This is a genomic window from Variovorax sp. J22R115 (assembly GCF_030317005.1).
GTDB lineage: Bacteria > Pseudomonadota > Gammaproteobacteria > Burkholderiales > Burkholderiaceae_C > Variovorax.
In genome coordinates, this window is the sequence record NZ_JASZYM010000001.1 from 585,364 (window position 1) to 597,915 (window position 12,552).

The window sequence follows — 12,552 nt, forward strand, 5'->3', positions numbered from 1 at the left end:
TGCTCACTGGGCTAGCCTCCCACCGTTCCCGGCTGCAGCACGACCTTGGACACATCGCGCGCGCGCGAATGCTCGAATCCGTCGAGCGCGTGCTCCAGCCCCAGCACCATCGACACGAAGGGGCGTACCGCCTCGGGTGTCTCGTACAGGCGCCGCGCCATGACGTCCCACCCGCTGCGTCTCGACGCGTGTGCGCCGCGGATCTGTTGACGATTGCGCACCAGCGCGGTGAGGTCGATCGCCGCGGGTTGCGCATGAATGCCCGCGGTGACCAGCACGCCGTCCTTGCGCAGCACGGCCAGACCCTGGTTGATGCTCGAGGGATGGCCCGTCGCCTCGAAGACGACATCGGCCTGCCGGCCGCCCGTCGCAGCGAGGAAGCTGGCACTCAGGTCCGCCGTCTCCGCCAGATCGATGGTGTGCGTGGCGCCGATCTGCCGCGCGGTTTCGAGGCGGACGCGGTCGTTCAGACCGACCACCACCACGGTGGTTGCGCCACGCCATGCGGCGGCACGCGCGATCGCCTGCCCGATGGTGCCGGGGCCCAACACCAGGACGATGTCGCCGGAAGTCACGGCGCCCACGTCGGCTGCGTTGTCGCCGACGCACAGCGGTTCCATCAAGGCGGCGAGCACCGGGTCGGTGCCTTCGCGTAGCGGGACGCAGGCGAGCGCCGAGACCCGCACGAAGCGGGCGAAGGCGCCATCGCTGGTCAGGCCGATCGTGCGGCGGAAGTTGCACCGCTGCGGGAAGCCGGCTGCGCAGGTCGTGCACTTCATGCAGCCGATCGTGGGGATCGCCGAGACGAGATCGCCCTCGGCCAGGCCCGAGACCTCGGGCCCGACGGCCGCGATGCGGCCGGAGAACTCGTGGCCCATCGTCACGGGCAGGCGGCTGCGCATGAACTCGTAGCTGCCGGTCCAGTCGTACACATGCACGTCCGAGCCGCAGATGCCGGCGGCGGCCACCTCGATCAGGACTTCGCCGCTGCCGGGGCGTCCGGGTTCCGGCACCTCGTCGAGCGACAGCCCCGGTGCGGGCGCGGTCTTTCGCAGCGCCAGCATCAGGTCACCTCGTACCAGCTCACCGGCGGGAAGGCGTTCTCATCGGTCACCACGTCGATCAGGGTCATCGTGTCCGCCGACAGCGCGGCGTCGAGTGCCGGCCCGAGCTCGGCGGCCTTCTCGACGCGTACGCCGCGCGCACCCACGGCCCGGGCGATCGCCGCGTGATCGACAGGCACGAAGTCGCAGGCGTCCGTGAAGGCTCCGAACTTCACGTTTTCGGCATGCTTCTGGTAGCCCAGGATCCCGTTGTTCAGCACCACCAGCACGACGCGCAGCTTCATGCGCACGGCCGTTTCGAGTTCGGCCCAGGCATGGGCGAAGCCGCCGTCGCCCACCACGCAGAAGATGGGCGCATCGGGCTTCGCGACGCGTGCGCCGAGCGACATCGGAAGGCCCCAGCCGAGACCGGCCAGGCCCCGCGGCGTGATGAAGCGCATGCCGGCGCGGCGCGAGTGCATGTAGTTGGCCACCCAGATCGACGAATAGCTCGCGTCCGCCACGACAATGCTCTCGGGTGTCAGTCGCTTGTCGATCTCGCTCATGATGCGCTCGGGGCGCATCGGCGAAGCGCTGCTCTCGACCAAGGCCGCGACCTCGTCGCGATGCCTGTCGTGGCCCTTGCGGATCGCCGCTTCCACCGCGGCGCGGCGACTGCGGCGCTTGGAGAGGTCGCCGCGCTCCAGGCGATCGGACAGGGCGGCGAGCGTCAGGCGCGCATCGCCGATCAGTCGCATCGCCTCGTAGTTGCGACCCACCTCCATCGGCTCCACATCGATGTGGATGAAGCGCGCGTTCTTCGGATACAGCTTCCACGAATCGGTGCCGTTCTGGTTCGTGCGGTTGCCCACCAGCAGCACGACGTCGGCATCGGTGACGAGCGGCTTCAGGTAACGCGCGCCGCCGTTGGGGCCGGTGAAGTAGCTCGCGACACCGATCGACAGCGCATGGCCCTCGTCGACGCCGCCCTTGCCCATCACGGTGGTCGCCACCGGCAGGCTGGCGATCTCCTGCAGTCGCGCGAGTTCGGCTGCCGCGCCCGAGAGATGGACGCCACCGCCGGCAATCACCACCGGGTTCTCGGCCTGCGCCAGCAGCGCGGCAGCCGCATCGAGGCTGTCGCTGTCGGGCAGGGCGCGGTCAAGGGGATAGCGGCCGAGCGACGCGCTGCGCGCTGTCGCCGCCGGCGCCGGTTCCAGCAGCAGGTCGGCGGGCAGCAGGAGCACGGCTGGCCCCGGACGGCCACTCGTCGCGGCCGTGAAGGCCATGTCGAGGTAGTCGTCGATGCGGCTCGCTTCCGTGACCCGTCGCACCCATTTCGCGCAGGGCCGGAACATCGCCTCGTGGTCGATCTCCTGGAAGGCGTTGCGGTCGGTCTGGTCGCGGTTCACGTCCTGCACGAGGGCGATCAGAGGGATCGATACCTTCAGCGCCTCGAGCAGGGGCGCCACCAGCAGCGCGGCGGCGGGACCGTTCTGCGCGGTGACGACGCCGACCTGTCCGCTCAGCCGCGCATAGGCGTCGGCCATGTAGCCGCCGGTGTTCTCCTGGCGGTAGGCGATCTGGCGGATGCCGTGGTTCCTGCCCGCCAGGTGGACCATCGAAGGCAGGCTCTGCCCGAACAGGCAATTGACACCGTGCCGCTTCAAGCCGGCGGCGATGCGGTGTGCCACGGTGTCGGTGTAGTCGAGGCCGCGCGACTGCGTCGCGCGCTGGGTGGTGGGGTCGATGGCGAGTTGGTTCATGTCTTGTCTCCAGCGTCTTTAGCGGGGCGACCGGCCCGCGAAGAGGGCGCGGTCGGGCGGAGGGATCGGTCGACAAGCGCGCCGAGGATGGCGCTGCCTGTCGTTCAAGTGGGTCCAATAATTCTATAAACTATAGAATATGTCAACCAAAAAATAGGCGCGGAACGCCCTGAACGATCGTCCCCTGTGCTTCAATCCCCACCATTCCAACCCGATACACGAAGAATGACCCTGGCCGGCAGCGACATCCTTTCCGAAGCCTCCGAACGTATTTCCCATTCGAGCCTCTCGAGCAAGGTCTATGAGTTCATGCGCAGCGCGCTGGCGAACGGCGAACTCCTGCCCGGCCAGAAGTTGAGCGCACGCACGCTGATCGATCGCCTCGGCGTCAGCCAGACGCCGGTGCGCGAGGCGATGCTCCAACTGGTGGCCGAACGCGCGCTGGCGATGAACCGCAACAAGTCGGTCACGGTGCCGATCCTGACGCCCGAGACGTACATCGAATTGCGTGACATCCGGGTGGCGCTGGAGGGCCTGGCGTGCCGCTGCGCGGTGGATCACGTCACCGAGCCTGACCTCAAGGCGATCGAGAAACTGCATCGCCAGATGATGGTGGCCAAGCGCGGCGGCGACTACCGCACGACGCTGCGTTTGAACCGCGAGGTGCACCTGCGCATCTACGCGCTGAGCCAGCGCTCCGAACTGCTGGCGCTGATCGAATCGCTGTGGGTGCGCACCGGCCCCTATCTGAACCTCATCTACAAGGGCACGGACCAGAAGGTCCCCGTGTCGCATGAGCATGAACGCCTGTTCGCAGCACTGCGCGCACGAGATCCCGACGAGGCGGCCGCAGCGATCGCGCGCGACATCGTGAAGGGCGGCGCGCCGATCGTCGAGGCGCTCCAGGCGCAGGCGCGCAAGGGCTGAGTCCGGCGCTGTCGCTGCCGGTCACGGCCAGCGCGTGTTTCGCGCTCACGATGAGGCGCCCGCCATGGTGATGACCACCTTGCCCTTGGCCGCGCGGCTCGCGATCGCCTTCATTGCGTCGGCTGCCTGCTCCAGTGGATAGCGCGCGCAGATGTGCGGCCGTACCTTGCCCTGCTGGAACCAGGCGAGGAGTTCGTCCATGTTCTGCGCGTTGCGCGCGGGTTCGTTGCGCGCAAAGGCGCCCCAGAAGACGCCGACGATGGCACAGCCCTTGAGCAGCGGCAGGTTCAGAGGGATCGACGGGATGTCGCCTGCAGCAAACCCAACCACCAGGAAGCGTCCGTTCCAGGCCGTGCTGCGCAGTGCCGCTTCGCTGTACGCGCCGCCTACCGGGTCGTACACGACATCGACGCCGCGCCCTTGCGTGATCTGCTTGAGCCGCTCGCGCAGGTCGTCGCGCTCGTACTGGATGAGTTCGTCGGCGCCGTGTTCCGCGCACACGGCGAGTTTCTCGTCGGACGACGCGGCCGCGATCACGCGTGCGCCCATTGCCTTGGCGATCTCGATCGCAGCCAGCCCGACGCCGCCGGCTGCGCCCAGCACCAGCACCGTCTCGCCGGGTCTGAGTTGCGCGCGGTCCTTCAGCGCGTGGTGCGAGGTGCCGTAGGTCAGCACGAAGGCGGAGGCCGTCGCGAAATCCATGTCTGACGGTATCGGCAGCACGCGCCAGGCCTCCGCGATCGCCTCCTCGGCGTAGCCGCCCCAGCCCAGTGGTGCGAGCACGCGGTCGCCCACGTGCAGAGCGGTGACTTCCGTACCCATGGCACGGATCACGCCGGCGACTTCGCCACCGGGCGAGAAGGGCATGTCCGGCTTGAACTGGTACTTGCCCTGGATGATGAGGGTGTCCGGGAAATTCACGCCTGCGGCACGCACCGCGATGACGACCTGCTTTGGGCCGGGCACGAGGCTCGGCACGTCCTCCAGCGTGAGGCTCTCGGGGGGACCGTACTGGCGGCAAAGGATGGCTTTCATGCGGTCTGGGTGGGTTCGTTGCGTGCCAGGTCGGCGATGCCTACGACGCGGGACTCGCGCAGCGCCGCAAGCTCGGCGTCGTCGATGCCCAGCACCTCGCGCAACACTTCGGCGGTGTGCTCGCCCAGCTGAGGCGGCGCGCGCCGATAGGCCACCGGCGTCTCGGAGAACTTCAGCGGGTTGGCCAGGATGGGCGTCACGCCCTTGACCGGGTGGACGACCTCCTGGCGCAGACCGCGGTGGCGCACCTGCTCGTCGTCGAACACCTGCTGCATGTCGTTCAGCGGTCCGCAGGGCACGCCTGCATCGGTCAGGCGTGCCCGGCATTCCGCGACGGGCAGCATGGCCAGCGCGGCGGCCAGGACCGGCACGAGGGCCGCCCGATGGGCGACGCGGGACGCATTGCTCGCATAGCGCTCGTCGCTCGCGAGTGCGTCCAGCCCGAGCACTCTGCAAAGTTGCGAAAACTGCTTGGCGTTGTTGACGGCGATGACGATCTGTCCGTCGGCGCAGTCGAAGGCCTGATAGGGGCAACTCATCAGCGAGGCAATGCCCACGCGCCGGGGCAGCTGGCCCGCGATCAGGTAGTTGGTCGGCACCAGCGTCATCGCCGCGATCTGCGCGTCGAGGAGGGCCAGGTCGATGTGCTGTCCACGGCCTTCGGGGGCGTTGCGGTGGTGCAGCGCCGCGAGGATGCCGATCGTCGCGTAGAGGCCGGCGGTCGCGTCCGAGATGGGGTAGCCCACGCGCTGCGGTCCACCGCCCGGTTCGTCCTCCGGCCCGCCGGTGGCGCTCATGAGGCCGCTCATCGCTTGGAAGATGAGGTCGTAGCCGGGCTGCAGGCGATACGGTCCGGTCTGACCGAAGCCGGTGATCGAGCAATAGACCAGGCGGGGATTGATCGCCGCGAGCGATTCGTATTCCAGCCCGTAGCGCTTCAGGTCGCCCGTCTTGAAGTTCTCCACCAGGATGTCGGATTCGCACGCGAGGCGGCGGGCAATCGCCTGGCCGCCTGGCGACGCGAGGTCGAGTTCGATCGAGCGCTTGCCCCGGTTCACGGCGCTGAAGCCCGAGGTGTCTTCAATGTTGCTGCCCGGGCGCTGCGCTGGGCGCGTCCCCTGCGTGCGCGCCTCGTCGCCCACGCCGGGCCGCTCGACCTTGATCACGTCGGCCCCAAGGTCAGCGAGCATCTGCGTCACCGAGGGCCCCGCAAGCACGCGGCTCAGGTCGAGCACGCGCACGCCGGCCAGTGCGCCCGGCGCCGTGCCTTGCGCTGCCATCACTGGCCCTTGCCCGTGGTCAGGCCGGCTTCCTTGAGCGCCTTGCCCATGCTCAGGTAGCCCTCGTCGATCATCCGGGCGTAGTCGGGCCCGGTCATCGTCACCGCGTCGATGCCCATGCGGCTGAAGCCATCGAGCACTTCCTTGTCTTTCATGGCGGCAAGCATCGCGGCCTGCAGGCGGTCGACGATCGGCTGCGGCGTTCCCTTGGGCACGGCCAGGCCCATCCAGGACTCGATCTCCACGTCGTAGCCGCTCTCCTTGACCGTGGGCATGTCCGGCCGGTCCGCCCAGCGCGCGGGACTCACCGAAGCCAGCAGGCGCAACTTGCCCGACTGCACGTGCGGCACGATCTCCGAGGGCGTCTGGATGATCGCGTCGACCTGGCCTGCGACGAGAGAAAGGACGGTCTCGCTGCCGGACTTGTAGAGCACCTGGTCGAAGCGCGCGCCGGTCTTGCGCCCGAGCTCGAACATGGCGATGTTGTTCGGTGCACCTGGCGCGCCGAAGAAGAGCGGCTTCACCTTGGCCGCTTCCACCAGGTCCTTGACCGTCTTGTAGGGCGAGTCGGCGCGCACCGCGAGCCCGTACTGAAAGCGGCCGAACGCGCCAGCGAAGATGAAGTCCTTCGCGGTGTAGCTCACCGGCAGCATGTGCGGGACGATCGCCATCGGCGCGAAGGTGAGCACGCCGACGTTGTAGCCGTCGGGCTCCATGCGGGCGAGCTGCGTCGGGTTCATCGTTGCCTGCGCACCCGCCTTGTTGATCACCACGATCGGTTGCCTGAGTTCCTTCTCCATCGCCTTGGCGAGCAGGCGCGCGGACACATCGCCCACGCCGCCCGCGCCGTAACCCACGTTCAGCTTGATCTCCCTTTCCGGATAGCCGGCGGCGCTCGATGCCAGCGGTGCGAGAGCTGCAGAGGTCAGCGCCGTTGCGGCGAGCATGCTCAGGATCGTCTTCATGGATTTGTCTCCTTGTCGTTGAGGCCGGGGCGGCGTTACTTGCGGGCGGAGGGCAGGGCAGGGTGTCGTCAGATCATGAACGCGCCACCGTTGACGTCGAGAGTGACGCCGTTGATGAACCCCGCCTCGCGGCTCGCCAAGAAGGCGGCGGCGGCCCCGATGTCGTCGGGCGTTCCAAGACGGCCGACCGGTATCCGTTCAAGATAGGCTGCATTCACCGCAGCACCAGCCTCGGCCGCCATCGGCGTTTCGATGCGGCCGGGAGCGATGGCATTGGCCGTGATCCCGTCTTTGCCGCCTTCGGTGGCGAGCACGCGCGTGAGGCCCATCATCCCGGCCTTCGACGCCGCGTAGTGCGCACCGGCGATGTCGGTGCGGGTGCGCCCGGCCTGCGAGGCAATATTGACAATGCGGCCGAAGCTCAGTGCCTTCATGTGAGGCAGACATGCCTTCGAACACAGGAAGGCACCGGTGAGGTTGATGTCGAGCACCCGCCGCCATTCGGCCTCGTCCATGTCCGCGATGAGTGCCTTCACACCCTTGTGCTTGGGCGAGATGCCGGCATTGTTGACCAGGATGCTCACTGGGCCGAAGCGCCGGTCGGTCTCGTCGGCAAGCCGGGCAGCATCTGCGGGATTCGCCACGTCACAGGCGATCGCAAGCACGCGTTGAGGCACTCCCAACGTCGTCGCGGCATCGTTCAAGACCCCGGCCTGCGTGTCGGCCAACACCACCCGAGCGCCTTCAGCCAGGAAGCGCGCGGCAATCGCCAGCCCAATGCCTCGCCCCGCCCCCGTCACCACCACCACGCTGTCTTCGAACCGGCTCATAGGTCTCCTTATCTGTATTGTATAGTTTATAAACTTAAGGATGCCAAGGCGTCAACCAGGTTATTGGCGATGCAACTGTCAGGAACGCGCGTGCATCCTGGAGGGAACCCGTCGATTGACGGTTGCGGCCTCGTGGACTGGTTGGTCACGCGGCAGGGCAACGGGGCGGGGCAACGGGGCGGGGTTCCGCGTCTACGTCGCAAATGCCCTTGCAGTTTCCTCACATGGCGCCGGCATCTGGATCTCTTCGCATCGGCCGACGTGACGCCCGAGCCTGGACCTTCGTGGTCCAGCTACTGGGGATGCGGAACACCCTGCGCCGCAACCCGTTCGGCCCGCGACTACCGCGCAATCCTGCGGACGGGCGCTGTGGCGGCGCGCTTGACCACTGATTTCGCAGCGGCTGCCGGCTTGGCCATGCCCGTCGAAGTCCGTGTGGCGCGCTTGGCGGGTTTCCTGGGGGCACCACTCAACGCATCAAGGAGGTGCCGTTTGGCAACCTCGTACGAGACCGTCTTTTCACGCATGGAGACCTCGACGTGGTAGGTACTTGCGCTGGTCCGTCAGGGTTGCGTCAACCGCTCCGACGGGAGTCTCGATCGCACGCTTTCGCGACGCCGCGATGCAGGGCGAAGGCTTGGACCAAGATCCTCATCCTAGGGGCCTTGCTGCAAACGCGGAAGCCCGTCCGCAAATCACGCGAATGCCTCAGGGGCATCGACGGGCGCAGGCGCGTCAAGGTCGAATTGCTGCGCTCTCTCAAGGATGCTTCCAGCGCACCTCGACGTCGCCGGCCCCCGAAGGCTGGCTTCCGCTGCGATGTCAGCTGGGCCCCGCCCCGCCCCGCACCGAGGGGGTACGCTAAAGACGCGCTGACGAGAACCTGTGAACCTGATCGCCGCCGAAATGCTCAGGCCGGGCGAAGGCCTGCAGTTGGCGCATCAGCCGCACGAGTTGCGCGGCCTCGGGCGCTGCGGCTTTCAGTGGCGCGAGCGCGGGGTCGTGATTCATCTTCCAGGACGGCAAGTCATTCCAGCAGCTTGCGATGAACGCGACGAGGTTGCGACCGCGCAGCACCCCCATCGAGCGCTTCAGCGACCCGTCCATCTTCGACTGGCAGTGCAACGCGAGCAATGCGGTCTGGGCCAGCGCCTTCGGGCCGCCTTCGACCAGGATCTGTCGACCGGCTTCGCGCAGTGCCTCGGGCGCACGGTGGTTTCCCTCCCATGCCGAAGCTGCAAGCAGCAAAAGATCGTGGATGTGAACGGGCATCCGGTCGTCCATCGTGTCGGTCTCCTTGGAGCCAGTTGAAATTCCTGCGTGAATTGTCTGGTGCGTTGCAGAAGCCTCCAACGAATTCGTCGCACCGGCGCATCATGTTTTTGCGTAACAGTGCAAGTTTCTAAGGCGTCGCAGCCAAGATGAATGCTTTGGCTCTAGTCGTTGGGCCGCGGCGCAACCGTTGGGGCCATGAACTGGCCGCCGCCTCGAAGATTGCCGGCGCTGCGAAGGTGCCTGTTTGGTAGGCATCGCGCTCAGACGCACTGCTGGAGCCGATCCCCCGTGTTGCGCATGCAGTTGTCCACAGGTCTGTCCACGGTCCGCGTGGAGAAGTTCGCCCAGCCGCCTCGCAAGTCGCAAACGGCAAGGTGCGCGCGAGGGAGCTTTGTTGGAAAGTGGTCGTGGGCGTTTGCGTGGCCCACGTTTGCACCAGCCAGCCACCATTGACTCGCTCGGCAGGCCAAATCTGGTTGGCCTGTTTTCCCGCGGCCGAAAGGAAAGGGGCTCGTGGCCCCTTTTTCTTTGCGCTTGCCCGATTCTCAGGGGGTGATTGTCGGGATCCCGAGCTGAGTGAACACTGCGTTGGTGGCCGGAAGGTTCAAGCGCGTCGAGTAGGTCGTCCGCATCTTGGACTTGTAGCCATGGAAGACCTGGCCGCCGTTTTCCACAAAGATGCGTTCGTAGTCAAGCTGCGAGGCAACGGCGGGAGGATTCGCGATGGTGAGTACCCTGGAATCGCCCAGTGTCTGGATCGAGTACGTCCCTGTGCCGATCTGGACGCAGTTGCGCTCTGACCTGTTGACGTGCTGCTGCTGGCACGAGTAGTAGTTGATCGCGTTGCCTCCCGAGAAAGCAAACCGGACGTAGGTGTTCCCCGTCATGAAGGTCGTCGGATCGGCCAGGACCGGCGCCGTTCCCAGGAGGCCAACGCTCAAGGTGCTGTTACCCCACCATTCGCTGGGGTTGGGGCTGGCAATGCCGTTTCCGATGAAGTGGGTGCCAAAGATGCACGGCGTCCCCTTGTACTTGGCGATCATGCCCTCCAGGGTCGTGACAGGAATCGTTGGCGCAGCGTTCGCCTCTGGGCTGCTGCAGGCCGTTCCCGGATTTCCGCGCGTATCGGCGCCAGCGGCGATCGCGTCGTTGTAGCTGCGGAGTGGCGACGTCACATCGAACGCAAACGCGGTTTGCGAAACTGTCGTGCTTTGAGAAAGAAGCTTCGATCCTGCGGGGAAGATCGCCGCGCCATAGTTGGCCGTCCCGCCACCGGTGTACCCTGCAGGAGGCATTCCCCAGCTCGAATAGTTTGGCAAGCTCGCCTGAATCACGGCGACGATGTCCGCGATCTTCTTGCTGGAGACGTCGACTTCCGAGCGCGTTGACGAGCTGAGCTCCAGGCCGTCGCAGTAGTTGTTGGCAGCAACGTTCCCGTTGGATTCACGCTTCGACTGGACGTTCTGCTGCCCCAGCTCGCAGGTGACCCATGCGCTGCCATTCCAGTGCCGGTCGCCGCGCCGCGCGTACGAGCCGCCCGTAGCCCACTCGACGAAACTGCCGTTCGTCATCGCTCTCGAATAGCCGCGGTAACGGGTGTTTCCGTTGGCGTCTGCGGTGTTCTCCGCCGCAGACGCCATGAACACACGGTAGTACCAGTTGCTCGCGTCCCCGAAATTCAGGAACGCCAAGGTGGCGCCACCGACGCCTGTGGCATTGTCGACGGGCGTGCGCGCCGCGGCGACGACCAGCGGCAGTGATGCGGCGGTCAGGCCGCTCGCCGCATTGACCTCGGAAGCGCGAGCCGTGACCTCGGTCTTGCACGCATCGGCGCCCAGCGTTGCGCACGCCGCCTGCACCTCGGGGCTTTTTGCGACCTCCACCATGACAGGGAAGGTCTCCACCGCCTTCGCGAGAATCATCCTGTCGATGTCGGCCTGGGTGATCACTGCCCCAGAAAGGTCTGTGCTGCCGGCGGCAGGGCTCAGCGTGCTCGTGTACTGCTGCACCGAGACGACAAAGAGTCTCGCCGCGCTGGCCGCCACTTTGCCATCGGCGCTCGAGTTGGCGGTGAAGTCGCTCAGCATCGAAACGTTCAAGCCGGCCTGCGCCTGCGCAGCGGCAGCAGCGTCGGCCGTGGTCATGCCGTTTTCCTTGACCATGTGCTGGACGATGGTCGTCAGCGGGCTGACCACGCCAGTGCTGTCCTTTGGTGCCGTCAGTTTGAAGGCGACCGGCACGGGGCCGGTGTCGGCGTCGACCGCATCGGTGCCGACCAATGCCACGACCGGGGCCTTGCCGACGCTGTCGTTCGGAACCTCGAGCGTAGCGACTCCTGATGCGTTGGTCTTGGCGGTCGGCTCGCCGGAATCCAGCGCGCCGTTTTCGTTCAGGTCGAGGAAGACGGACGCGTTGGAGATCGCGCCGTCCACCACCTTCACATCCACCTTGGAACTGGCCGCCGCGGGCGGTGGCGTCGTGCCCCCCCCGAAAAAGCCACCCCCTCCAGAGCCACCGCCACAAGCGGCCACGAGGATCGCGCACGCCATCGAAATCGAAGAAAGCGCAACAGTTTTCATCGAACACTCCGTTGTAATCGTTACTGACTGGAACCCGCAACCACCGTACGGAAGGACGGATTGGTTCGCGTCAGTGGAATGGTCGTTGCGTGATGAGGTCTTTTGTGTTACTTCGCCTTTCGGCCTAAAGAAATGTGAAGCTGCGGAAGGGCCCGATCAGGAGCTGCCACGTCGCGCATAGGGCCCCAACATCGTGCAGGCTCGCTGCCTCGCGATCACTTTCCGGTGAAGCTGGATGCATGAGGTTGACAGTTGGAACTGGAGGTCGTTCGTGCAGGCGTCGTCACTTGGCTGTTCGGCGAAGTCGCGAGGAGGGGAGAGATCCGTGGTCCTGTGTCGATGACGCCTGACAACACTTCCAGGCGAGTTCCGAGCAGAACATCACGATGGATCGTCGGCGACAGGGAAAGGGCTGGGTGAGGACTCCCCCATGCCCATCAACAGTCGTAGCATCCACAGGTGAGTTCCACCGAAACAATCCCATTCGTCTACGCGCCAGCGGACTTCGAAGTCAACGACGCGCGAATCTTGCGCGCCGTGCGCACGAGCGGCGTTGAAGGAACGGCAGTGTTCGCTCGAACCGCCGACGGCTGGACCCGGGTGGTGGTCACAATCACCGGGGAGGCTGAGCCGATGCGCATGGCGCGCGCAGGCCTGCCGTTGGAAGCGCAGGATAAGGGCGGCGATCGTCAAAAGACGATCAATCCCCGCCCGAAGAAGTGAGGGTGCGGCTGATGATCGGGCGGCGGGCTTCGAGCCAGCCCCGGCGTGGCGCACTGGCGCCGGCCGTCGCGCGATGGCGAGCTGTTCCGACGGACGCGGCCGACGGGACTCGGCCTCGGCGGCCTACTT

Annotated in this window: 10 protein-coding genes; 2 read left to right on the forward strand and 8 right to left on the reverse strand. The window is 66.3% G+C overall.

Annotated elements, in window-relative coordinates; all coding sequences use genetic code 11:
* Nucleotides 1-11 precede the first annotated feature (11 nt).
* On the reverse strand, nt 12-1,064 hold the full coding sequence (locus QTI04_RS02595; protein WP_286614073.1) for a zinc-binding dehydrogenase: 1,053 nt from the start codon (nt 1,062-1,064) through the stop codon (nt 12-14).
* On the reverse strand, nt 1,064-2,809 hold the full coding sequence (locus QTI04_RS02600) for an acetolactate synthase catalytic subunit (RefSeq protein ID WP_286614074.1): 1,746 nt from the start codon (nt 2,807-2,809) through the stop codon (nt 1,064-1,066). The genes QTI04_RS02595 and QTI04_RS02600 overlap by 1 nt, the downstream gene beginning before the upstream one ends.
* Nucleotides 2,810-3,034: 225 nt before the next feature.
* On the opposite strand from QTI04_RS02600, the gene QTI04_RS02605 reads away from it, so the two are divergent.
* A complete protein-coding gene (locus QTI04_RS02605) occupies nt 3,035-3,736 on the forward strand; it encodes a GntR family transcriptional regulator (protein WP_286603933.1) in 702 nt (233 codons plus the stop codon).
* Between the two features lie 45 nt (nt 3,737-3,781).
* Here QTI04_RS02605 and QTI04_RS02610 read toward each other — a convergent pair whose 3' ends face one another.
* From QTI04_RS02610 to QTI04_RS02635, 6 genes are all read right to left on the reverse strand, one after another.
* The gene (locus QTI04_RS02610) at nt 3,782-4,771 is read right to left on the reverse strand and encodes an NADPH:quinone oxidoreductase family protein (RefSeq protein WP_286614075.1); all 990 of its coding nucleotides are present in this window, start codon (nt 4,769-4,771) and stop codon (nt 3,782-3,784) included.
* The gene (locus QTI04_RS02615; protein WP_286614076.1) at nt 4,768-6,051 is read right to left on the reverse strand and encodes a CaiB/BaiF CoA-transferase family protein; all 1,284 of its coding nucleotides are present in this window, start codon (nt 6,049-6,051) and stop codon (nt 4,768-4,770) included. The genes QTI04_RS02610 and QTI04_RS02615 overlap by 4 nt, the downstream gene beginning before the upstream one ends.
* Nucleotides 6,051-7,016: a tripartite tricarboxylate transporter substrate binding protein gene (locus tag QTI04_RS02620; RefSeq protein ID WP_286614077.1), complete on the reverse strand. Its 966-nt coding sequence runs from the start codon at nt 7,014-7,016 to the stop codon at nt 6,051-6,053. Before QTI04_RS02620 ends, QTI04_RS02615 begins: the two co-directional genes overlap by 1 nt.
* 68 nt (nt 7,017-7,084) lie before the next feature.
* Nucleotides 7,085-7,846, reverse strand: a complete 762-nt coding sequence (locus QTI04_RS02625; protein ID WP_286614078.1) for an SDR family NAD(P)-dependent oxidoreductase — start codon at nt 7,844-7,846, stop codon at nt 7,085-7,087.
* Between the two features lie 861 nt (nt 7,847-8,707).
* Entirely contained in the window at nt 8,708-9,130 is a 423-nt protein-coding gene (locus QTI04_RS02630; protein ID WP_286614079.1) for a hypothetical protein, read from the reverse strand.
* Nucleotides 9,131-9,666: 536 nt separating this feature from the next.
* Nucleotides 9,667-11,700: a hypothetical protein gene (locus QTI04_RS02635; RefSeq protein WP_286614080.1), complete on the reverse strand. Its 2,034-nt coding sequence runs from the start codon at nt 11,698-11,700 to the stop codon at nt 9,667-9,669.
* A gap of 459 nt (nt 11,701-12,159) precedes the next feature.
* Here QTI04_RS02635 and QTI04_RS02640 point away from each other — a divergent pair, with 459 nt between their 5' ends.
* Entirely contained in the window at nt 12,160-12,423 is a 264-nt protein-coding gene (locus tag QTI04_RS02640; RefSeq protein ID WP_286614081.1) for a hypothetical protein, read from the forward strand.
* The last annotated feature ends 129 nt before the right edge of the window (nt 12,424-12,552 follow it).

Bases quoted from the DNA above. Each gene is read 5' to 3' on its own strand.
- QTI04_RS02595 (WP_286614073.1), bottom strand. From the start codon at position 1,064: ATGCTGGCGCTGCGAAAGACCGCGCCCGCACCGGGGCTGTCGCTCGAC.
- QTI04_RS02600 (WP_286614074.1), bottom strand. From the start codon at position 2,809: ATGAACCAACTCGCCATCGACCCCACCACCCAGCGCGCGACGCAGTCG.
- QTI04_RS02605 (WP_286603933.1), top strand. From the start codon at position 3,035: ATGACCCTGGCCGGCAGCGACATCCTTTCCGAAGCCTCCGAACGTATT.
- QTI04_RS02610 (WP_286614075.1), bottom strand. From the start codon at position 4,771: ATGAAAGCCATCCTTTGCCGCCAGTACGGTCCCCCCGAGAGCCTCACG.
- QTI04_RS02615 (WP_286614076.1), bottom strand. From the start codon at position 6,051: ATGGCAGCGCAAGGCACGGCGCCGGGCGCACTGGCCGGCGTGCGCGTG.
- QTI04_RS02620 (WP_286614077.1), bottom strand. From the start codon at position 7,016: ATGAAGACGATCCTGAGCATGCTCGCCGCAACGGCGCTGACCTCTGCA.
- QTI04_RS02625 (WP_286614078.1), bottom strand. From the start codon at position 7,846: ATGAGCCGGTTCGAAGACAGCGTGGTGGTGGTGACGGGGGCGGGGCGA.
- QTI04_RS02630 (WP_286614079.1), bottom strand. From the start codon at position 9,130: ATGGACGACCGGATGCCCGTTCACATCCACGATCTTTTGCTGCTTGCA.
- QTI04_RS02635 (WP_286614080.1), bottom strand. From the start codon at position 11,700: ATGAAAACTGTTGCGCTTTCTTCGATTTCGATGGCGTGCGCGATCCTC.